The 21521-nt window shown below is 57.0% G+C and carries 24 protein-coding genes; 7 read left to right on the top strand and 17 right to left on the bottom strand.

The genetic code is table 11. The features are described from left to right. The first annotated feature begins 5 nt into the window (after positions 1 to 5). Positions 6 to 1217: an alanine racemase gene (locus AC2FLE_RS09620; protein ID WP_496696701.1), complete on the top strand. Its 1212-nt coding sequence runs from the start codon at positions 6 to 8 to the stop codon at positions 1215 to 1217. Then, a complete protein-coding gene (locus AC2FLE_RS09615; RefSeq protein WP_496696699.1) occupies positions 1214 to 1948 on the top strand; it encodes an ATP-binding cassette domain-containing protein in 735 nt (244 codons plus the stop codon). Before AC2FLE_RS09620 ends, AC2FLE_RS09615 begins: the two co-directional genes overlap by 4 nt. A 66-nt stretch (positions 1949 to 2014) precedes the next feature. Here AC2FLE_RS09615 and AC2FLE_RS09610 read toward each other — a convergent pair whose 3' ends face one another. From AC2FLE_RS09610 to AC2FLE_RS09585, 6 genes are read right to left on the bottom strand one after another with little or no spacing between them, the layout of a single operon-like run. After that, positions 2015 to 2836, bottom strand: a complete 822-nt coding sequence (locus AC2FLE_RS09610) for an energy transducer TonB (RefSeq protein WP_496696698.1) — start codon at positions 2834 to 2836, stop codon at positions 2015 to 2017. After that, complete coding sequence (locus tag AC2FLE_RS09605; RefSeq protein WP_496696697.1) at positions 2833 to 3225, bottom strand: ExbD/TolR family protein; 393 nt, start codon at positions 3223 to 3225, stop codon at positions 2833 to 2835. The genes AC2FLE_RS09610 and AC2FLE_RS09605 overlap by 4 nt, the downstream gene beginning before the upstream one ends. Further along, on the bottom strand, positions 3225 to 3596 hold the full coding sequence (locus tag AC2FLE_RS09600; protein WP_282022023.1) for a biopolymer transporter ExbD: 372 nt from the start codon (positions 3594 to 3596) through the stop codon (positions 3225 to 3227). The genes AC2FLE_RS09605 and AC2FLE_RS09600 overlap by 1 nt, the downstream gene beginning before the upstream one ends. After that, positions 3586 to 4254, bottom strand: a complete 669-nt coding sequence (locus AC2FLE_RS09595; RefSeq protein ID WP_496696695.1) for a MotA/TolQ/ExbB proton channel family protein — start codon at positions 4252 to 4254, stop codon at positions 3586 to 3588. The genes AC2FLE_RS09600 and AC2FLE_RS09595 overlap by 11 nt, the downstream gene beginning before the upstream one ends. A gap of 4 nt (positions 4255 to 4258) precedes the next feature. After that, complete coding sequence (locus AC2FLE_RS09590) at positions 4259 to 4705, bottom strand: hypothetical protein (protein ID WP_496696693.1); 447 nt, start codon at positions 4703 to 4705, stop codon at positions 4259 to 4261. Positions 4706 to 4725: 20 nt separating this feature from the next. Then, entirely contained in the window at positions 4726 to 6756 is a 2031-nt protein-coding gene (locus AC2FLE_RS09585; RefSeq protein WP_496696691.1) for a TonB-dependent receptor domain-containing protein, read from the bottom strand. Positions 6757 to 6994: 238 nt separating this feature from the next. Between AC2FLE_RS09585 and AC2FLE_RS09580 the strand changes: the two genes are divergently transcribed. The 4 genes from AC2FLE_RS09580 to AC2FLE_RS09565 are packed head-to-tail and all read left to right on the top strand — an operon-like array spanning position 6995 to position 10778. Next, positions 6995 to 8050 (top strand): hemin-degrading factor, encoded by a 1056-nt coding sequence (locus tag AC2FLE_RS09580; protein ID WP_496696689.1) that lies wholly within the window; start codon positions 6995 to 6997, stop codon positions 8048 to 8050. Beyond that, entirely contained in the window at positions 8047 to 8913 is an 867-nt protein-coding gene (locus tag AC2FLE_RS09575) for a heme/hemin ABC transporter substrate-binding protein (protein WP_496696687.1), read from the top strand. The genes AC2FLE_RS09580 and AC2FLE_RS09575 overlap by 4 nt, the downstream gene beginning before the upstream one ends. Then, positions 8910 to 9986, top strand: a complete 1077-nt coding sequence (locus AC2FLE_RS09570; protein ID WP_496696686.1) for a FecCD family ABC transporter permease — start codon at positions 8910 to 8912, stop codon at positions 9984 to 9986. The genes AC2FLE_RS09575 and AC2FLE_RS09570 overlap by 4 nt, the downstream gene beginning before the upstream one ends. Before the next feature lie 3 nt (positions 9987 to 9989). After that, the gene (locus tag AC2FLE_RS09565) at positions 9990 to 10778 is read left to right on the top strand and encodes a heme ABC transporter ATP-binding protein (RefSeq protein WP_496696684.1); all 789 of its coding nucleotides are present in this window, start codon (positions 9990 to 9992) and stop codon (positions 10776 to 10778) included. A gap of 24 nt (positions 10779 to 10802) precedes the next feature. Here AC2FLE_RS09565 and AC2FLE_RS09560 read toward each other — a convergent pair whose 3' ends face one another. Next, a complete protein-coding gene (locus tag AC2FLE_RS09560) occupies positions 10803 to 11507 on the bottom strand; it encodes an SDR family oxidoreductase (protein ID WP_496696683.1) in 705 nt (234 codons plus the stop codon). A gap of 98 nt (positions 11508 to 11605) precedes the next feature. Between AC2FLE_RS09560 and AC2FLE_RS09555 the strand changes: the two genes are divergently transcribed. Beyond that, a complete protein-coding gene (locus AC2FLE_RS09555; RefSeq protein ID WP_496696682.1) occupies positions 11606 to 12484 on the top strand; it encodes a LysR substrate-binding domain-containing protein in 879 nt (292 codons plus the stop codon). Between the two features lie 228 nt (positions 12485 to 12712). Here the strand turns inward: AC2FLE_RS09555 and AC2FLE_RS09550 are convergent, their stop codons facing one another. The 10 genes from AC2FLE_RS09550 to AC2FLE_RS09505 all read right to left on the bottom strand — a co-directional run bounded on the left by AC2FLE_RS09550 (position 12713) and on the right by AC2FLE_RS09505 (position 21515). Beyond that, positions 12713 to 13804 carry an alpha-hydroxy acid oxidase gene (locus tag AC2FLE_RS09550; RefSeq protein WP_496696681.1) on the bottom strand — a complete coding sequence of 364 codons (1092 nt, stop codon included), beginning with the start codon at positions 13802 to 13804 and terminating at the stop codon, positions 12713 to 12715. Beyond that, positions 13804 to 14358 (bottom strand): sulfopyruvate decarboxylase subunit beta, encoded by a 555-nt coding sequence (gene comE / locus AC2FLE_RS09545; RefSeq protein WP_496696679.1) that lies wholly within the window; start codon positions 14356 to 14358, stop codon positions 13804 to 13806. Before comE ends, AC2FLE_RS09550 begins: the two co-directional genes overlap by 1 nt. Then, positions 14355 to 14861: a sulfopyruvate decarboxylase subunit alpha gene (gene comD / locus AC2FLE_RS09540; protein WP_142637714.1), complete on the bottom strand. Its 507-nt coding sequence runs from the start codon at positions 14859 to 14861 to the stop codon at positions 14355 to 14357. Before comD ends, comE begins: the two co-directional genes overlap by 4 nt. A 40-nt stretch (positions 14862 to 14901) precedes the next feature. Beyond that, complete coding sequence (locus AC2FLE_RS09535) at positions 14902 to 15315, bottom strand: universal stress protein (RefSeq protein WP_281973199.1); 414 nt, start codon at positions 15313 to 15315, stop codon at positions 14902 to 14904. Between the two features lie 33 nt (positions 15316 to 15348). Continuing rightward, positions 15349 to 16329, bottom strand: a complete 981-nt coding sequence (locus AC2FLE_RS09530) for an alcohol dehydrogenase catalytic domain-containing protein (protein ID WP_496696677.1) — start codon at positions 16327 to 16329, stop codon at positions 15349 to 15351. Further along, positions 16326 to 17087 (bottom strand): SDR family NAD(P)-dependent oxidoreductase, encoded by a 762-nt coding sequence (locus AC2FLE_RS09525; protein ID WP_496696676.1) that lies wholly within the window; start codon positions 17085 to 17087, stop codon positions 16326 to 16328. Before AC2FLE_RS09525 ends, AC2FLE_RS09530 begins: the two co-directional genes overlap by 4 nt. After that, positions 17080 to 18387 (bottom strand): histidinol dehydrogenase, encoded by a 1308-nt coding sequence (hisD, locus tag AC2FLE_RS09520; RefSeq protein ID WP_271949931.1) that lies wholly within the window; start codon positions 18385 to 18387, stop codon positions 17080 to 17082. Before hisD ends, AC2FLE_RS09525 begins: the two co-directional genes overlap by 8 nt. Before the next feature lie 12 nt (positions 18388 to 18399). Continuing rightward, on the bottom strand, positions 18400 to 19728 hold the full coding sequence (locus AC2FLE_RS09515) for a TRAP transporter large permease (protein ID WP_142637703.1): 1329 nt from the start codon (positions 19726 to 19728) through the stop codon (positions 18400 to 18402). Between the two features lie 12 nt (positions 19729 to 19740). Continuing rightward, positions 19741 to 20253, bottom strand: coding sequence for a TRAP transporter small permease (locus AC2FLE_RS09510; RefSeq protein ID WP_281973202.1), 513 nt, complete (start codon positions 20251 to 20253; stop codon positions 19741 to 19743). A gap of 113 nt (positions 20254 to 20366) precedes the next feature. Further along, positions 20367 to 21515, bottom strand: coding sequence for a TRAP transporter substrate-binding protein (locus tag AC2FLE_RS09505; protein WP_142637699.1), 1149 nt, complete (start codon positions 21513 to 21515; stop codon positions 20367 to 20369). Between the last annotated feature and the right edge of the window lie 6 nt (positions 21516 to 21521).

Raw genomic sequence — 21521 nt, 5'->3', positions numbered from 1 at the left:
ACCCAATGTTTCTTGATCTTCTCATACGCCGCAACCCCAAGTTCATCGAGGCCGCCATGGCCTTGCATCAACAAGGGAAGATCCCCGCAAACGCCTATGTGCTTGACCTGGATGCCGTCGAACGCAACGCGCGCCTTTTCTCTGATGTGGCCCGTGGGCATGGCCTTACAACTTTTGCCATGACCAAACAGGTGGGCCGCCATTCCGGCTTTTGTCAGGCGGTCATGCGCGGTGGCATCAGCCGGTCCGTCGCCGTGGATATGGCCTGTGCCTTGGCATGTGACCGCGCTGGCTTAAGGACAGGTCATTTGGGTCACCTTGTACAGGTGCCCCGCCAAGAAGCTTTCTTCGCCGCGGCCAAACTACGCCCGGACTATTGGACGGTATTCTCGGACAACAAGGCAAAAGAGGCGGCAGACGCCTCTGCTCGGGCCGAGAGAGAACAGGCACTGATGGCGCGCATCCAGACCGAAGGGGATACGTTTTATCGTGGCCACGAGGGGGGATTTGACGCGAATGATATCCTGGCGGTGGCCGACCGTTTGGATGCGCTGCAGGGCGGGCGCTTTGCAGGCATTACAACCTTTCCCGCCCTGCTTTTCGACCAGGATGCCCGCAAGGTTGTGCCGACCCCAAACCTCCACACGCTCAACATGGCTGCAGAAGCTCTGGCGCGTGCTGGGCGTACGGAGATCGAAATCAATGCCCCCGGAACGACATCTTCAGCTGTTCTTCCAGCATTAGCCGAAGCCGGGGCCACGCAGGTTGAACCGGGCAATGGCCTACATGGCACGACGCCTCTCCATGCGGTAGAAGACCTTCCTGAGGATCCCGCCGTACTTTACCTTTCCGAGGTCTCGCACCATCACGGCGGGAAAACCTATTGCTTTGGCGGCGGGCTCTATATCGATCCGGTTTTCCCGAAATACCAGGTTCGGGCGCTGGTCGGCAACAGCCCGACAATCCGCCGGTCAGCCCTGCGAAATGTCGAAATTCCTGATTATTCCGCAATAGATTACTACGCCATGATCGACAGCGACAGCGATCAAAACCCCGCACCAGGCGACACGGTTGTCTTCGGTTTTCGTGGGCAGGCCTTTGTGACCCGCGCTTTGGTTGCCGGGATAAAAGGCGTAGACAGCGGAATGCCAGAGCTTACCTCAATCGAAAACGGCTTTGGCGACCACGTCAGCTGGCCGGGAGCATTTGCGCAATGACTCCGGTTCTTTCCCTCAAGCAAATCCACAAATCTTTTGGCGGAGTGGTCGCGATCCAGAATTTTTCACTGGACCTCTACCCCGGTGAAATCGTGGCTCTGGTCGGTGATAATGGCGCGGGTAAATCCACGCTCGTCAAGATCATCTCTGGCGTGCATCGACCAACCAGCGGCGAGATCGCGCTCGACGGCGAAGAAGTCGGTTTTTCGGATGCAAGCGCGGCTCGATCACATGGTATTGAAGTGGTCTATCAGGACCTCGCATTGGCTGACGAACAGCCGGTTTATATGAACATGTTTCTGGGCCGCGAACTGACGCGCAAACCTTTTGGACTGCTCGATAAAGCACGCATGCGTGCCGAAACCCAAAGCCTTGTTGATCAGCTTGACGTGCGCATCCCCTCTGAGCGCGCAGCCATACGTGATTTGAGCGGAGGCCAAAGACAGGGCATTGCTATCGCGCGAGCAACCCATTGGGCCAGCAAATTGATCCTTCTGGATGAACCCACTGCAGCACTTGGCGTTGCAGAGACTGCGAAGGTTGAGGACCTCGTCGCGTCACTTAAGGATCGCAATCTGGCAATCTTGATCATCAGCCATTCCCTGGATCAGGTTTTTCGTCTTGCCGACCGCATCTGTATTTTACGCCGGGGTGAACAGATAGGCGTCAGGACAACTGCCGAGACCGACAAGAACGAAATTGTCGCCATGATCACCGGTGTTCATAGATGATGGCGCAAAGCGCAGCCGTGTCCCCATCTTTACGAAGGGGCCCTTTGGCTCGATGGGATATGACACCTATCGCTGCCCGATGATTTCGAAAGTATAATCTCGTCTCACCCCTGCCGGAGGTGGCGGGAAGGGTGCAGCCGCTTTCACCTGGGCAAGGGCGATCTGATCCAACCGCTTTGATCCTGAACTGCGTACTATTCCAACCGCCTGTAATGTCCCGTTCTCAGCTATTCGAAAGGCCACCAACGCGGCACCTCGAATATTGGCGTTCTTTCTCCGGGCGCGGATAATCTTGCGTTTAATCTGTCCGGCATAGTTGCTGGCGTCAGCATTGCCGGATGCGGTCAGCGCTGACTTGGATGTAGCAACATTTGCCGCGCCTTTCGTGGTTTTCCCGGTGGCATCGCCTTTTTTTCCCGATTGTTTCGCGTTGCCATGCGCGGTGGCAGTTTGATTGCTTGCCTGTTTCTTCGGTTCCGGCGGCTTGGCATCCTCGGTCGGCGACACCGAAGCAGCATCACCCTGTCTGTTCGGTGTTTCAGCGTCCTGAGGCCTGAGAGGGCTTGGCGCAACAGCGGTCGCGGCCGTAGCGCTGCTCACAACCGAGCTGAGAGTTTGCGGCGACGTTGTGCGCTGCTGCTTGACAGGGCGGGCCTTGGGTTGCAACCGATGAGGTGCTGCCGGTTTCTTGCGCGTGCTGGCCGGCGCTGGTGCATTTGTTCCGGCGACGAAGTCCTTGAATACAGATCCCAGCGCGGCGGCCCTCTCTTCTCTGCCACCTTCGACCTGCACCTGTTCGGCGGTCGAATAATCCAAAAGCGCAAGGCCATGTGTCGCTACGGCCAATGCGACAGAAATCACAACTACCACGCGGGATTTGGTTATCACCGTAGTCCCCTTTCGGTCACGACATAAACCTGACTTGCACCCAATCCGCGCAAGTCATCGCTGATCTGTTTGAGCGTGACTGCAGGCAAGGATCGATCCGGCACGATCCGAACCGCATCAAGGGGCAGATCAACAGCCGCCCTCTCGACATAGGCCGCAGCATTGGTCAGCTCTGCCCCGCGATATTCAAGTGTGCCATCGGCGCGAATAACCAAAGCATCTGGCGGCTCGCGTCCCTCCAGATCCATCGTTTCGACAAGCTGAACCGATCCGTTCAGCGGCGGCGTAAGGGTGCCTGCGATCATGAAGAATATAAGCATCAGGAACACGACATTGATCAGCGCGATGGTTGGCTCTCGGCTTTGTCTGGGCTTCGATTTCAACTGCATCAGCCCAAAACCTGAGTGCGCAGGTTTTCGACAGGTGCCAGCACGATGAGCAGATCAATCAGCTGCTGAGAGGTTGCCCTCGGACCCAGGCTGATGAGCGCGATTTGGGATTTGGCGTCGAGCAGCATTGGAGCCACCTGCGCCAATGGTACAGGCGCACCATCGACCAGAATTCGGTCTGCATCCAGTTTAATAAACCGGATGGCTTGGTCTGGCTCCGCGCCGCCGACTGAGGCCGTCGAAAACTGAATCTCGGCGAATTTCGAGAATGTGGATGTCAGCATGAAAAACAACAGCAGCAAAAAGATGACATCTATGAGCGATGTCATCGACAGGCGTTTGCGCCGCTTTCTTTGAACCTCAAGCGCCATGTGCCAGTGCCGTAATCGCGGCCCCTGCCGTTTGCTCGGCCTCTTCAGCATGGCCTGGGGCAAAGATTGTTCTAATCGCACGGTTGGCAAAGACGCGTTCCCGGTTCACGCGGGCCTCAAACCAGGTCAGGATCAGTGACGTCGGCATGGCTACGGCCAGCCCCGCTGCTGTTGTCATCAGCGCCACCCAGATGCCCCCAGCCAGCAACGATGGGTCAACAGCATTGCCTGCCCCCTGCAGGGTCTGGAAGGCTTCGATCATGCCCAGCACCGTGCCGAACAATCCAAGCAGGGGCGCAAGTTGCGAGACGATGTCCAGCACGTTGAGACCCTGTTCCAGTTTTGCAAATCGCGTCTCAGCCTCGGCATCGACCCGTTCGGACAAGGTGCGATCATTCCCGGACAATGCCATTGCGATCACCGGCGCCAAGTAACTACGGCTTTTGTTCAGGTAAATTCTGGCGGCCGCGGGGTCTTCTCGGTCCCATGCGTCGATCGCCCTGGACAATTCGACGTGACGGCCGACCCCCGCCGCTTTGTATTGCCAGATTTTGTAAAAGACCAAGGCGAGGGTCGCGATTGAGGCTGCAATCAGGATCGCCACCACCGGGCCCCCTAATTGCAGGATTTCCATCAGTTTTTGAAGCATTTCGGACATAGCTTTATCCAATCATCTCAGTTTCAAGGCGGCTTTTTAGACTGAGGCCATTCATGCAGGCATCTTTGTTACCGCTCTGGGTCATGCATTCCTGCACGCCGTTGAACAGAATCCGGCTGATCTGGTCACAGGCCATGTCGGTGAATTGAAACTGCCTGACCCGTGGGCGGCCTGCAGGCAGTTCTTCGAAATCCAGCAGGGTAATTAACGCGACCGCACCGTTTTTGCCAAACAGGACGGTTTCATAGACCGCACTGTTGATGTCGACCTCATGCATATTTTCGGCGACAAAGCTGAGCAGACAGTTTTGCCCCCTTGCTTCGGCAGAGCTGAGTTCGATTGATACGCCGCCAGTCTTGGGCACGTCTTCTGCGCTGGTAATCCCTGCCCCCAAGACTGAGAGCAGGGTCGACAAGACAGCGCTGGCTTTGTTTGCTGCCGCACTTCGCATAACGGGTCCTTTCCTTGGGATCAGAAGGTTTTGGCCAGGCCGAGCTTGAAGGTCCGGCCCGTCGAATTGCGGGTCGACAGGTTCGGGCGGTAGTCCTTATCAAGGATGTTCTCGATACCGGCGCGCAGCTCAAAGCCTTCAAACACACCCTCTTGCGGCATGTAGGTCGCACGCAGAGAGTTTACTCCGTATCCCGCGGTCGCGTCCCCGCTCGAGTCTGTTCCGGCCCGGGCACCGAAGATTTCCCAGCTGACGTCCAACGTCTGACCGAACCGCTTGCCCAATGTCAGGCGCGCGGAATCCGACGGCTCATTCCGCCAACGCGAGTCATCGCCGGTGGCGCTGGTTTCCGTACCCGTCACGATGTTCGAGTTGAAATCGACGTATAACCCACCCGCATTGGCATAAGAGGCTTCGATCTCGGCGCCTTTTGTTTCCACTTCGGACAGGGGTTGAGACGGGGTGCCAGAGACGTAGGAGGTGATATCCCACAGGGTCGTTTGATAGAAATTGACCTTGGCGCGGATCACGTCGCCCTCGGCAAACACGTCACCGCGATCATAGGAAAAACCAGCTTCCCACGTGCGGGATCTCTCGGGTTGCGTCATGTAAAGCGGCGTGCCCAGATCATCGATGATCGGCAGGCTTTCCGTGTAGGCCGCACCACCAAATATCGCGAAACCGCTGTTGAACGCGTACCGCGCCGACAACCCGCCCATAAGCGCGTTGTTGTCATAGCTTTCGTTGAACGGGGCCGCGGCGTCATCATCACCGTCGATGTCCTGCATCTCATATCGCACCGCGGGGGTAATCGTCAGATTGTCACCGATCTGCACATCGTCCACAGCAAACAGGGCAAATCGACGGTCAGTTCCACCCGGGGCCGAGGCCGCGTCCAACCGTTCGCGGTTGATAAACTCGATCCCGGCCCGCAGATCATGCGAGGCGATGCCGGTCTGGAAATACGACGTGTTCTTGATCGTCAGCTTTGTTGTTTCATAGTTATGCGTGGCATCCGCCAGGGCCTGAATGCCGGGGAAGAATGGCGTGCCTTCAAGGCTGGAAGACCCGGGAACATAGCTGCTTTCGATCGCCTGCTCAGAATAGCTGAGGTTCACATCCAGATCGACCAGATCATTTCCAACGGGTTGATATTGATACCGCAGGATTCCGATCTTTGTTTCGATATCACGGTCTACATTACCAAAGGCATCCGACGTGGTGCCAAACGAGTCATAAGGGACGTCGCGCTCTTCAGATGTGGACTGGTTGTAGGATGCGGTGAACGAATGTTCGAGATCGTTGCCGAAGCTGTATTTGCCCTTAGCCAGAAGCGACGGCAGCGTGAAGGCGCTGTTCCCGATCTCGTCACCATTGCCGTCTTCCTGATCGTCCTGATCCCGATAGGTATAGTTGAACAGGAATTCCGTTTGCGTATTCGGCTGCCACGCCAGGATCGAGGACGAGGCAAAACCGTTGCCGTTCGAATACCCCTCAAAGGTTTGACGGAACCGGAAACCCGGCTCGCCACCGGTGAAATCTGACGCGTCCTTGGTTTCCAGCTGAACGACACCGCCAACAACCCCGGACCCATATTCGAATGACCCGACAGTGCCCCGAATGACCGAGACGCTTTTGTAAAGCTGGGGGTCAGTAAAAAGCTGGTTGCCGATCCGATACAGCTCTTCCGCGCCCGTTGTGGCGCCATCGACCAGGATCAGAACCTTCTGGTCGGTTCCGAACGTGCCGTTTGCACCATAGCCGCGAATATTGATGCCCGATCCCTGAGGGGTCGAGCCGTTCACCAGGCTTACTCCCGGAACCGAGTCGATCAGCTCTGCAACCGTATTGGCCTGCCGGTCATCGATCTCTTCCTGATCAATATTTGTGACCGGCACGGCGGTGTCTGTCTGAATCTCTCGTTTGCTTTCCCCAAGTATCAGGGTGCCAAGGAAACCATCGTCTTGTTCTTGCGCCATAGCGCCAGCCGCAATCATGCTGAGGCACGAAGCCGTTCCCAGCAAAGCTATCTTCCGTATTTGCACACGCATCTCTGTCCCTTCGAAACAGTGGGAGGACCTGAAATGCTTGCGCCATGCTGGCTTTGGTCAGTCTGTTTTATTGTTTTTTGGAGCCGCCTTTTTTTGACGACTTGTGCTCGTTAATAAAGGTTACTAAAACAGTCAACAATAAATCGTCGTCGCATCGCCGACTCTCGCCAGCGGGCACCCGAACAATTCGGCTGCCGGGCCAGCGCCTCTGAAAATCAACTCGAAGATGGGAAAACCCATGACGGAACAGGTGCCTAACACCCCGGCTCAAATTCGTGCAGCCTATGCGCAAAACAGCGGCAAACGTGACCGTGATCTGGCGGAATCGATCGGACTTACCGAAAGCCAGTTGGTCGCTGCCTTCGCCGGGAACGACGTTACACGGCTGACAGCAAAACTTGATGACCTTTTTCCAAGGCTTAACGGTCTGGGAGAGGTTATGGCTTTGACGCGCAATACCTCATGCGTGATCGAAAAGGTCGGACAATACGACAACTACCATTCGGGTGCTCATGCCTCGATGGTTCTGACGGATGAGATTGATTTGCGCATGTTTCCCAGCCATTGGGTCCATACCTTTGCGATCGAACGCAAAACCGACAGCGGCGTGAAAAGGTCCCTGCAGATTTTTGATGCCGCAGGCGACGCAGTGCATAAGATTTTCCTGCGCAAGGGTTCGGACCTGGATCATTGGAACCAGCTTGTCAGTACCCTGGCGTCTGAAAACCAATCGCAAACTCTTGATCTAGAACCGCGCCGACCGACCGAAGCGCCCAAGGCCAACCCCGAAAAGACGGAAATCCTACGTGCGGAATGGGCCAAGATGACGGACACCCACCAGTTCATGCGCTTGACCTCAAAGCTCAAGATGAACCGCTTGGGGGCCTATCGCATCGCCGGCCAACCGCTCGTCAGGGAACTGACGCCGTCGGCAATATCACCAATGTTCGAACAGGTGTTCGACAAGGAAATTGAGGTGATGATCTTTGTTGGCAATCGTGGATGTATCGAAATTCACGGTGGCCGTATCGGAACGATCAAGCAGATGGGACCCTGGTTCAATGTGCTTGACCCGCGTTTCAATCTGCATCTGAGGACGGACCATATTGCAGAGGTCTGGGCTGTCACCAAACCGACGCAGCGCGGCCCCGCCGTCTCGGTCGAGGCATTCGATGCCGAAGGTGGCCTGATCTTCCAGATTTTTGGCCACCGCGCCGGCGAATCCGACCATCGCCCAATCTGGAATGAGTTAGTTGCCGCACTTGAACCACAACCCGAGGCCGCGCTGACATGAACAGGATGCGAGTGATCTGGCCTGCCTTGGCTATGCTGCTAAGTACACAGGTCGCGCAGGCTGCGGACGACGAACCAAAGCGGATCATCGCGATCGGCAGTTCCATCACTGAAATCGTCTACGCTCTGGGTCAGCAAGACAGGCTTGTTGGTCGCGACCGAACATCAACCTACCCGACAGAAGCGATGAACCTGCCCGATATCGGATACCGACGCGCGCTGTCGCCCGAAGGCGTTTTGTCGGTAGAACCAGACTTGGTCCTGGCGCTTGAAGGTTCAGGACCACCAGAGGCGATTGCGGTTCTGCAGGAAGCGGGCGTGCAATACGTCACGATCAAGGATGAGTTCTCTCTGGAAGGCGTGGTCGAAAAAATCCAAACCGTTGGGGCCGTGCTGGGCGCTGACGTTGCTGCCGAGGGATTGGCAGCGCAAACCATACGCCAGATCAATCAGGCGGAATTGGCGGCTAGTAGTGCCGCAGGATCCAACCCGAAACGGGTTCTGTTTGTTCTGTCGGCGCAAGATAACCGGATCACAGTGGGAGGTGTGGATACCCAAGCAGACAGCATCATTCGATTGGCTGGCGGTATAAATGCCGCCGCCAAAGTGTCAGGTTACAAGCCAATGACGCCCGAAGCGCTGGTGTCAGCTGCGCCTGATGTCATCCTTATGATGGATCGGCGGGGTGATCAAAATACCGAGGATGCCGCGCTCTTTTCACTGCCCGCAGTCAAGCTGACCCCGGCGGGCCAGAACAAGATGCTGATCCGCATGCAGGGTGCATATCTGCTTGGGTTTGGCCCTCGAACCGCCAGTGCCATTTCTGATCTGTCAGCAGCCCTGCAGGATGAAGGTGGCTCATGACGCTGACGTTGGATCATATAAGCGCCGAGGCACCCGGGTACAATCGGCGAGCAACCGCACGGCGGGTTACCTTGGCCTTACTGGTATTGCTTGGCCTGACCAGCGCCGCAAGCGTTTCAGTCGGTGCTTCGGATGCGTCGTTAAACATGGCGGTGATCGACCTAATCAATGGGCGGTCCCTGTCTGACCTGAATCGGATTGTCCTTTGGGACATACGCTTGCCCCGGCTTGCAATGGGGATACTGGTCGGTACCGCACTGGCTGTTTCAGGGGTGGTCATGCAAGGGCTTTTCCGAAACCCGTTGGCGGACCCCGGAATTGTCGGCGTCAGCGCGGGCGCCGGTCTGGGGGCGATTTCGGCAATCATCCTTGGCAGCCACTTGCCAGTGTCAATTTTGGTCTGGACCGGAAACGGGTTAGTGGCCATTGCTGCTTTTCTTGGTGGCTGGGCGTCTGTTCTGATCCTATACCGTGTCTCGACCAGCGGGGGGCAGACATCGGTCGCAACCATGCTACTGGCCGGCATTGCATTAGGTGCCTTATCCGGCGCTGCATCGGGTGTTCTGGTCTACATGGCCGATGATCAGCAATTACGCGACCTGACGTTCTGGGGAATGGGATCGTTAGCTGGGGCAACCTGGACCAAAATCGCCTCGGCTGCGCCAATCATTTTGGTTGCCCTTGCAAGCACACAATTTCTGGCTCGCGCGCTTAACGGTCTGGCGATGGGAGAGGCGGTGGCCCATCACATGGGCATCCCGGTTCAGCGCAGCAAGAACATCGCCATTCTTGCAGTTTCCGGTGCAACAGGGGCCGCTGTTGCCGTGTCCGGCGGCATCGGATTCATCGGAATTGTGGTCCCCCATTTGCTACGTCTGGCAACGGGGCCGGACCACCACAGGCTTTTGATGAATTCCGCCCTGCTGGGTGCCAGTCTGCTGCTATGCGCCGACATGATCAGCCGGGTCGTGGTGGCCCCGGCGGAACTGCCAATCGGGATCGTCACGGCAATTCTCGGCGCACCGGTCTTTCTTTGGATCCTCCTGCGCCGCCACGGCATTATGGGAATGTAAATCATGCAAGGTAAGAATATCTGCGTCAGTCTGGGCCGAAAGGACATCCTGCACGACGTGAATTTCAAGGCCGATCCCGGTCAGGTCACCGCAATCATCGGGCCGAACGGATCGGGCAAGTCGACCTTACTAAAGGCATTGGCCGGAGAGATTGCCTCGACCGGAACCGTCACCCTGAACGGCCACGACATCTCAGAGTTAAAGCCCTGGCAACTGGCCGCGAAACGGGGCGTGCTGCCACAATCGACCAGCGTGGCCTTTCCTTTCAAAGTGCACGAGATTGTCAGACTGGGGCTGGCAAACGGGTTGGCCGCACAAGATGACAGTTCGGCCACTACCGCCCTGGCACATGTCGACTTAGCTGGGTTCGAACAGAGGTCTTACCAGACCCTGTCCGGGGGTGAGCAGCAGCGCGTACAGTTAGCCCGTGTTTTGACGCAGGTCTGGCAGGCGCAACGGGCCGATCATCCCAGTTGGCTTTTACTGGACGAACCGGTTGCCAGCCTGGATATCGCGCATCAATTTACGGTCCTTGGTATCGCAAGCGATTTTGCCGCCCAAGGTGGAGGTGTGGTGGTGGTGATGCACGATCTAAACCTCACCGCGCTATTTGCAGACTGTGTTTACGTGATGTCACAGGGCACTGTCTGGGGCTCTGGCACACCTTCAAATATCCTCACCGACGACCTGATGCAGCAAGTTTACGGCATCAACCTACCGATCGGCATTGTGCCGACCGGCCCGCTTCCTTTTGTACTGCCTCAGGCAATGCACAAATGCATTGAGGCTTGATGTTGTGCAAACAGATACGTTGCCTCAGACAGCGCGGGTCAATCCTCCGTCAACGCGCAAGTTTTGACCCGTCATATAGCCACCGCCTTCAGACGCCAGCCATGAGACAAGCGAAGAGACCTCCGCAGCATGACCGTAACGTCCCATCGGAATCCGGGCTTTGCGGTCTTCTGTTTCGGGCAAGCTGTCGATGAAACCCGGCAGGATGTTATTCATGCGAATATTCTCTGCGGCATATTTATCGGAATAGAGTTTGGCAAAGGCGGCCAATCCTGCCCGGAAGACGCCTGATGTTGGAAACAGCGGATCGGGCTCGAACGCCGCGAAAGTAGAGATGTTGATAATCACCCCCCTGCCCTGTTGCTGCATCAAGGGTGTCACCAGCCGTGTTGGGCGGATCACATTCATCAGATAGACCTCCATCCCTTGATGCCAGTCATCGTCACCGATCTCTAATACGGGCCCTTTCGGGCCATGACCGGCGGAATTGACCAAGACATCGACGCGGCCCCAACGCTCCTTCGCGCCCGTGACCAAAGCAGTCAGATCGTCACCACTGAGGTTAGAACCAGTGACGCCAAAACCACCCAGCTCGGCGCCGAGTGCTTCGCCTTTACCCGAAGAAGAGAGGATGCCTACTTTGAAGCCATCTTTGGCAAGCCGGCGCGCCGCGTCAGCCCCCATGCCACTCCCGCCCGCGGTAATCAAAGCTACTTTTTCTACTGCCATCTGACGATTCCCCTTATGTATTCTGCGAAAATATCCTGTTTCAATGGGTCGTTCGATTGAGATTTGATGTTTCATTACAGTAGAAATACTATTGTCTCATGGCTGATCTTCCTCCCCTCAACGGTTTACGGGCTTTCGAAGTCGCTGGGCGCCGCCTCAGTTTCCGCGCCGCTGCCGATGAGTTGGGCGTAACACAAGGGGCGGTGGCGCAGCAGGTGCGACTGCTGGAAGCTCACCTAGAAGTCACATTGTTCGAAAGGGTACCCAAAGGATTGGAGTTCACCTCGGTTGGCCGTAGCTATCACGCACGTATATCGATTGCCTTTGCGAGCCTTAGATCTGCAACCGCCGAGCTAAAGCCGGAACCGGACAAGGTTATAATAAGCGTCACCCCGACTTTTGCTGCCAGATGGTTGATCCCGAATCTGCCGGACTTTGCAGAGAGCCATCCGGAAATCGACTTGCGGATCATGGCCACTGAAAAAGTCTCCAGCTTTCACAGCGACGGGATCGACCTTGCCGTCCGGCAGGGATCGCCGCCGTTTGGCGCCGCGCTTCGGGCGGCGCTTATTTTCAGACAAGAGGTGATTGCCGTAGCCGCACCCGAGTTTATCTGCGAAGCATTCGATTCGTTAACACCAGATGACCTTGCACGCCTGCCCAAAATTCATGACACTCATGACCTTTGGCCGCGATACCTTGCAGACCTAGGGGTTCGTGACAAATCGCAACGCGGCCTTCGATTAAGCCAGACAGCGCTTGCGGTCGACGCTGCCATCGCGCGGCAGGGTGTGGCCCTTGTCAGCCGTTTCATGGTTTCCCGAGATCTTGAGGCAGGACGCCTGGTAGAGGTAGGTGCGGCAAGAGACATCGGTGGTAGCGATTTTTACCTCCTCATAGAGCGTTCGGCCGCAAACCAACACGCGGTGATGCAAGTCGTAAACTGGCTAAAATCGCGGTCGGCGAAAGAAACGTGATCGGCTTTCGATTCCTGCAAAGCGCACGCATGCGCGTCTGAAATGAAGGATTGCTTAGGTTTCCCAACGCTTCCCAATTCAGGGTCTTGGTGCTCTCGAACCGGCGGGCAAACACCTCGGGCCGCTGGCGTAGTCGAACACAGCGTCCGGGGCAAAATAATTCGTAGCGGCATCCGGATCGTGTGCGTTAGAGGCGTTACCGACGGCATTCACATTTGTTCAGTTGCTTCAGGTCAGTTTCGTCCGACCAACCTGAGCAAGTGCACTGGACAACTCTTCGCTGAGGATATTCCACAGTCTATGCAAACCTTCTTCGCCGGCCGCGGCGATGGCAAATTGCAATACGCGGCCAAAGAACACGTAATTTGCACTCTGATCGAGGGCTTTCAGAACGTCTTCGCCAGATCGTAAGCCACTGTCGTAAAATAGCGGAAAATCCGCACCAACGCTGTCTCGTATCCGGCCCAGCGCGTGAACGGCAGCGGGTGCGCTTTCAAGTTGCCGCGCGCCATGATTTGATACTTGAATGGCGTCAACGCCTTCGGATTTCAGCTGCAGCGCATCCTCGGCGTTGGTCACGCCTTTTACTACCAGGTTGCCTTGCCACAAATCGCGCAGAGCCTTCAATGTTGTCCAAGTCGCCCTCGCGCGGCTTTCGGTGCGGTCGAACTCAAAGCCCGGCATCTCGAAATTTGCCATCTGCGGACGACCTGCGGCAAGTGACATAAGCGACCATTGCGGGTGCAGGGCAAAGTCCAGAAATTGGCGGGGTCCGATACGGAATGGCATGGTAAAACCATGGCGCAACTCACGCGGTCGGCGACCAACCTCGGGCACGTCAACCGTGACGATCAGGGTGTCGTAACCGGCATCTTGCGCACGCTTTGCCAGTTTGAACGACCCCGTCCCGTCTCCGCTGAAATAAAGCTGGAACCACGCGTGCCCTTCGGCAACCTCGATCATTTTTTCCAGCGGGGTTGAGGCCACGGTCGAGACCCCCAAAGGCACGGATTCGCGTGCGGCCAACCGCGCTAGCATCAGATCGGCACCAGGTCTGGACAGGTTGCACATCCCCATCGGCGCAATGCCAAAGGGCCGCTTGGCAATCTTGCCAAACAGCGGCATGTCCAAAGACCGATTGCTGACGTCTTTCAATATCCGGGGTTCAAGGCAAATGTCATCCAGAGCAGCGCGGTTACGCGCAGCCCCCGTTTCTGACCCTGCGGCCCCATCGATATAGTCAAACACCATCCAAGGCAGACGTGCCTTGGCCAAACGCCGCGCATCCTCACTGGAATGAATTCGCGCGGCGCGGTTCATCAACCAGCCACCGCTTTCATAAAGCGATCCTTGATGATCACCGGGTCCATCGTGATGACCGGCATCTTGGCATTTCCACTGTCGCACTTCACGATCATGACCGTGCCGACCTGCGCGTCCATCGCCTCTTGCAATGCTTTCCCGGTATCAACATCCTGCACTTCAACGACATTGTCACATCCGGCCGCGCGCGCCATGCCTGCCAGATCGGTCTTGCGCCCGGTATAAGTCGGCTGATCACCGGTTGATCCATATGATCCGTTGTCGATGACCATCAGGATGAAATTCGGGGGCATGTTGTTCCCAATGGTTGGCAAGGTGCCCAGATTGGTCAACACCGACCCGTCCCCATCGATAGAGATCACGGTTTTTGGCTGCGCCAGCGCCAGACCCAAGCCGATGGACGAGGCAAGGCCCATAGTGCCCAGCATGTAGAAATTCGTTGGTTGATCGTCGATGGCATGCAGTTCTTGGCTGGGGATGCCAATGTTGCAGACCACTAGTTGATCACGGAGTTGAGGTGCAATTTCCCTGAGGATTTCAGAACGGATCATTGGTCGCCATAGCCTCCCCAGAAATTGGCATCGGTCAGGATTGCCACGGGTTTGTTGCACATAAAGGTATACTTCAGGATCATATCCAGCTCTTCCACATCCTTCTGGTGATGGAAGTGGTAGGTGGGGATATTCATCTGCGCGAGCAGCGCCTTAGTATGCACCGCCATTTCCACCTGGCAAGCCACAGGTTCGCGGAGCTCTCCGCGGTAGCTGATCAACATCGGCAGCGGCATCCGGTAATACTGGATCAACGTCGCAAGAGTGTTGATCGTCACCCCAATGGCTGTGTTCTGCATGATGATCGCAGGGCGTTTTCCACCCATCCACGCACCGGCACACAGGCCCATGCCCTCGTCTTCCTTGTTCGACGGAATATGAAAGATATCGGGGTGTTGGTCGATTTCCTCGATAACGCCCGCAAGCTGTTTGCAGGGCACCGTCGTCACGAATGAGATGTCATTCGCGACAAGATCATCGGTGATCTTCTTGTCTATGTTCATGTTGCAGAAGGGCCTTTCTTGAAAGGAGAGGAGAGCGTCATCAAGAGGACGCGCGATGCACATGGACGGCACAGCCTGCGTGCCGCACGACGCGGGCAGCTGTAGAGCCCAGGAAATAATCTCTCAGACCAGGTTTGTGGGATCCAAGCACGATGCAGTCGATGCCATGCGCCTCGGAATAGTCGATGATAGTGCGGGCCGAATGCCCTTTTACAATCACAGGCGTGACACCGGGATGTCCAGACAACTTGCCCTCAAGATCAGCACGCGCTTTTTCAAACCCGGCGGCAACCATTTCTTCGTCCAGATACGCACTGACAGAGCCTTGGGGCGCCTCATGAACGTGAAGGGCGAAGATCTGGGCATCTTTTGCACGCAGTGCGTTGGCTATCTCAAGTGTATGAGTCGACACGCCATGGTCCAGCGCCATGGGGACGAGGATTTTATGGTACATGAAGTGTCTCCATTTGGTTGGTGATCATAAGTGTCAGGCCCACGGGTCGAGGATGATCTTGGGGGCTGCAACCACTCCCGATCGTAGATCGGCAAATGCCTGCGGTCCATCATTCAGGCTGCGATGTTCTGCCCAGTCTAGCGGGCCAAGCGCGCCATCGAAAAGCGCGGTGCAGGTATCCCGGAAGTCCTCCGGTGTGTAGGTATAGGTTCCGATGAACGTCACCTCTTGCAAGGTCATCCGCCGGATATCGAGGCCACCCGTGTCTTCGCCCAGGCCGATATGGACGATGACACCCCCCGGTTCAGCCATGGCAGAAGCTGCAGCGCGTGTTGCCGCGTATCCGACGGCGTCGATCACGATGCCATACTGCCCTGCCCCTGTGGGTACAGATTTCACAAGGCATTGATCTTCCAGGAATGTGCGTCGCTTGTCGCTTGGTTCAGCAACAGTTACGTCATCGACCCCCTGCGCCTTGAGGGCAAGGGCCGCGGCAAGACCAATAGCCCCGCCCCCCAGTACAAGCGCCGTGCGGCTGGCACCCGGATCAAGCGCCGTCAGCCCCAACCGTATGGAATGCCAACTGACGGCCAGAGGTTCGGCCAGCGCAGCCTTTTGCAACGGAACATGATCCGGCACCACGATAAGATTGCTGCCTTGCATTGCCACATATTGAGCAAAGGCTCCTTCGCGCGGCGGCATGGAAATGATCATACGGTCCGGGCACAGATTATCGCGGCCCGTCTGACACGCGGGACAGGTGCCACAACTGACCAGCGGGTTGATCGTGACCCGTTCGCCGTCACGGGCGCCGCCTTCAATCACACCTGCGGCCTCATGGCCAAGGATCAGGGGCGCAGGGCGCCTGCCGTCATGCCCGAGATACGCGTGCATGTCCGACCCGCAGATGCCCGAGGCTTCGATACGAACCAGCGACTGGCCCTGACCGACTGTCGGGTTGGGTACTTCGCGCACACCAAGCGTTTCGACGCCTTCATAGACCAACGCTTTCATTTTGCTGTGAACCCTCCGTCGACCATCAAGGTTTGTCCGGTCACGTAACCGGACGCGTCCGAGCAGAGAAACAGCATGGGGCCGTCCATGTCTTCCAAACGGCCATTGCGTCCGATGCAGGTCTGGGCGGCATTGCGCGTGGCTCGGTTCGGATCGGCAAAGACGGCCTCGGTCAGCTCTGTCGGAAAAAACCCAGGCCCAATCGCATTGGCTGTGATGCCATAAGTCGACCACGCCTCGGCCATAGCGCGGGTCAGTTGGGCAATGCCCGCCTTGGTCGTCCCATAGGCGATGCCACCGGGAAAAGCGCGCGTGGTTTGGAGCGACGCAAAATTCACGATCCGCCCCCACCCCTTGGCTTTCATCGCGGGCACCAACGCCTGGCTCAGAAAAAACGGAGCCGAGATGTTCAGCGCCACGGTCTGATCCCAGCCTTCCGGGGTCACGTCATCCGCCGTCTGACGGATGTTGATGCCAGCGGCGTGCACAATGATGTCTGGCGCTCCGAACGGTGCGCTGACCGCTTCTACCAAGTGTGAGAGTGCATCACGGTCGGCGACATCTGCTGCAACGTAATCCACATCTTTGCCGACCTCGTCTTGCAAGCGCTGCAGGGCGTCTTCGCGCCGGGCTACGCCCACCACGCGGGCCCCGGCGCTTGCCAGTGCGATGACCGCACGCCGCCCGAGGCCGGAGCTGGCGCCGGTTACACAGGCCACGCGGCCAGTCAGGTCAAACAGAGATCTTGGATCAGCCATTTGCAGTCAGGTCGAACGCTTCATCCGGGAAATACTTGGCCAGACGAACATCCGCAGCACGGGCGTGCCCTTCCATCCCCTCAAGGCGGGAAATGCGCGCTGTGGCTTCGGCCACCTGCTTGGCACCTTCGCGTGTGGCGCGCTGCCAAGTGACGATCTTCATGTATTTATGGACCGACAAACCGCCGGTATAATTCGCGGCCCCTGACGTTGGCAGCACATGGTTGGTGCCCGTTGCCTTGTCGCCATAGGAAACGGTTGTCTCTTCCCCAAGGAACAGCGAGCCGTAACAGGTGAGCCGATCAAGCCACCAATCCAGATCTTCAGCCTGTACCGTCAGATGTTCGGGCGCGTAATCATCGGAGCACGCGGCCATTTCCTCGCGGTCTGGACATACGATCACTTCGGCATAGTCGCGCCAGGCGGCAAAGGCGTTGTCGCGGTTCACTTCGGGCAGATCATCGATCAGGGCAGGCACAAGCTCCATCACCTTTTCGGCCAACACCCGGTCATCTGTGACCAGCCAAACAGGTGAATTATAGCCATGCTCGGCCTGGCTGACCAAATCCGTTGCCACGATATGTGGATCAGCGGTCGCATCTGCCAGGATCAAACTGTCCGTTGGGCCCGCGATCATGTCGATCCCTACGCGGCCAAAGAGAATACGCTTGGCTTCTGCGACAAACTGATTGCCCGGCCCCACAAGGATGTTGGCCTTGGGCAGGCCAAACAGTCCGAACGTCATTGCGGCCACGCCCTGAACGCCACCCAGCGCCATGATCTTGTCCGCACCACACAGGTGCGCCGCATAGATGATGGCCGGGGCAACACCCACACCCGGACGGGGGGGCGAGCAAGCGGTGATGTGACCACAGCCTGCAACTTTGGCCGTTGTCACCGTCATGATGGCTGACGCAATGTGGCTATAGCGACCACCGGGCACATAACAGCCCGCCGCATCAACCGGGATCGCCTTTTGCCCCGCAACCATGCCCGGTACGATCTCAACCTCGACATCGGATACCGTGGCCTTTTGCGCCTCGGCAAACCGTTTGACGTTGTCATGTGCAAACCGGATGTCCGCTTTCAGCTTTTCCGGCACGAGCGCGGCTGCAGCCTCGATTTCCTCGGCGGTCAATAGGACATTGCCATCGTAACGGTCGAACTTGGCTGCGTATTCCAGAGCCTTTGCATCTCCGCCCGTTTCGATATCGGCCAGAATTGTCCTGACCGTCTCGTGGACTTCGGAAGCATCCGATTTAGCGGTTAGGGTCGCTTTTTTCAGGTATTCACGTTTCATCTTAGCGAGGTCCTACTTGTAGATTTCGGGCAAGAACGTAGTCGAAATCGCTGGCATATAAGCAATCAGCAACACAACCAAGAACATGCAAAGAACAAAGGGAACGGCACGGGCGGCAATCTTGAGGATGGATTCCCCGGTTATGCCAGACACCACGAACAGGTTGAGCCCCAATGGCGGCGTGATGAAGCCTACGCCAAGAGCTGTGATCATCATGATGCAGAACTGTATCTCGTTCATGCCGATGTTGTCCGCGAGTGGTTTCAGGATAGGCGCAAGGATCACGATATTCGGCGTGGTTTCCATAACGCAACCGGCGGCGATTAGGATTCCGATCATCAGCAGGATAAGTAACCATGGTTCATCTGTCAGCCCGGTCACCGATGTCACAAAACCTTGCGGCACGCCCATGATGGCCAGCGCTTCGGCCAGCGGAGCCGAGAAAGCGATTATGGGAAGGATGACGCCGTTCACCTTTGCCGAACTGACCAGCATGGCGGGAAAATCCGCAAGGGACAGCGTCCGCAGAATAAAGCCCATGATGATTGTCACGACGACGGCCGTTGCACCCGCTTCTGTTGGTGTCAGGCGGCCCGAGAATATGCCGTAAAAGATGATGCCCGGCACGATAAACGCATACCAACCGGATTTTAGAGCACGGCCCAGATTACCCAACCATTCGGCCATCGTCATCTGTCCGCCACCTTCATAGGCGTAGATGCGGTTCACGATCAGGTTCGTGATCAGGATCGACAACAGGATCGCGATCCCCGGGATCAAGGCTGCAAGGAACAAGGTCGATGCGGATATCCCCAGAACAAGGCCGATGATGATATAGGCGATCGACGGTGGGATCAAAATGCCGGTACAGGCGCCTGCCGCCACCAGAGCGCAGGCATAGGGGCGCGGATAGCCGCTTTCGACCAAGCGTGCGATAGTCATACGTCCGACCGCGGCCGCACCAGCTGCGTCCGATCCCGAAATGGCCGCAAACATGCCACAGACAAGAACCGTGGCAGACCCGAAACCACCTTTGGTGAAACACGTCAATGCCTCGGCAACATCAAGGAATTTTCGACTGAGCCCGGTTCGGACCAGCACGTCCCCTGTCAGGATAAACAGCGGCACCGCGGTCAGCGCAAAGGCATCAATGCCGGTGAACAGCTTTTCACCAACAAGGCTCAGGGGAAGGTCGCCGGACATGACCAACATCAGGATCGCCGAGGTCCCGATGGCGGCCCAAACCGGAACCGCCAGAGCAATCAGCGAGACGAATATGATAACGGGCAGATAGAAATCCCAACCCAGCTCGACGGTTTGATCAAAGGTTTGCCAAAGCATTCAAATCATCCCTCAATCAAAGAGTGTGTCGCCCTCAAAAACGGGTTTGCCCGTTCTGAGAGAATGGATGTCGCGCAGTAGGGATTGAATCAGCCGCAATATGATCAAGCCGAACCCCAATGGAACCGCCATCAGGAACCATACTTTGGAAATGCGCAGCCCGTCCGTGACCGACCCGAATTTGGCAGACACATGCACGGCTTCGTAGGACCAATAGAGGGCAATCACAGCAACACCGAACATCACCAGGTCGCCAAAGATATACAGCAAAGCCTTCGGACGCGGCCCAAGGTAGTGCATCAGCACGTCAATGCGGATATGCGCGCGCTCTTTCACTGCAGCCGCAGCACCAATCCATGCGAGATAGATGAAGGAGTACCGCACAATTTCTTCGCCCCAGATCGAGGAAAAAGAGAATATTTCCCGGCGCAGCACCTCGATCGCCATGGTGATGACAAGCATCACGTAGAAGACCAGAAGCAACCAGCGCTCGGCGTCTCTATCAATTCGGCGCAAAAAGCTCATGTGAGAACCTGCTGATTTGCCTAGCAAAACGCACCGCGCTGACGCGTTTGGATTTTACTGAGGCGGGAAAGATTGGTGATCGGGCGCGCGTGGAGGCACGCCCGACCCGACAGTTAAGCGTCATGCACGTAGTACTTGCCTTGGGTACCTGCGGCTTCTTCCATCTTGGCGAAGTTGTCCATGGACCCGGCCAGATCGATCTTGAACTCGTCCCATTCGGACCGTTGGTAGCCACCAGCGGCTTTCCATTCGGCCAGTTGCTCTTCGCTGAGCGAGTGGAATTCGACACCTGCTTTGATCAGTTCGGCCATAGCGTAGGCGCGGGCCGATGGCACTTTGGCAAGGTTCTGGTGCGAGGTCATCTCGGACCCCCACATGATCCCTTCCTGCACGTCGGCGGGCATTGAGTTAAACCATTCCAGGTTGCACGAATAAACTTGGCTGTCTGGCACGGCCTGGGTGAAAGTCACATGGCTCAGGATATCTTTGAAACCAAAGACTTCGAGCGCACCCACGGACGGGTCAAGCGCGTCAGCGACGCCCTGTTTGATCGCAGACGGGGTTTCTCCCCAGGCCACAGGCGTCGGATTTGCACCAACCATGCGGTAGTATTGCTGCAGCATCTTCGAGCCGGGAACGCGGAACTTGACGCCGGACAGGTCGCCAGGTGTCAAGACCGGTCCGGGGCCACCCTTGCGGATGGCAACGACACGGGGGTCGATGTTGATATAAAACAGCGCCTTGAAGCCGTTCTCCTCAACCTTCGGCTCGACCGTGTCCTTCCAGAACTGCGAGTTGACGAGGTTTGTGAAACGCTGGTTTGACCCGCACAGATACGGCATGTTGATCAGGTCAACGGTCGACGCAAACGGCGCGAAATTCGAAAGCGAATGCTGTGCTGCCTGAATTGTGCCACCCTGCACCGCCTGCACCAGCGCGCCGCCTGCACCCAGCTGCCCGCCAGGCGCGAGTTTGACATAGACCTTGCCGTTGGTCGCGTTCTGGATGTTTTCCTTCAGGTCCAGCTGCATGATTGGATAACCACGCGACGCACCGACCGGATAGGCAGTTGCCAGAACCATGATATGGTCCGCTGCAGCCTCGCGGTCGCGCTCTTCGCTGGCACTTTGCGCTGCAGCTTCAGTTGACCACAACGTCCCCGCAGCACCAGCTACCATGGCCGCTGTGAAGCCGCCTGTTGCCGTCAATTTCAGAAAATTTCGGCGTGCTGCCGACGCAAGGTCCTTGCGATCTTTGTCCATTATGTT

It is taken from the genome of Ruegeria sp. CDSA077 (assembly GCF_059612265.1).
Note: the sequence above shows the minus strand (reverse complement) of the source record. Positions and strands in the feature narration are given on the sequence as shown.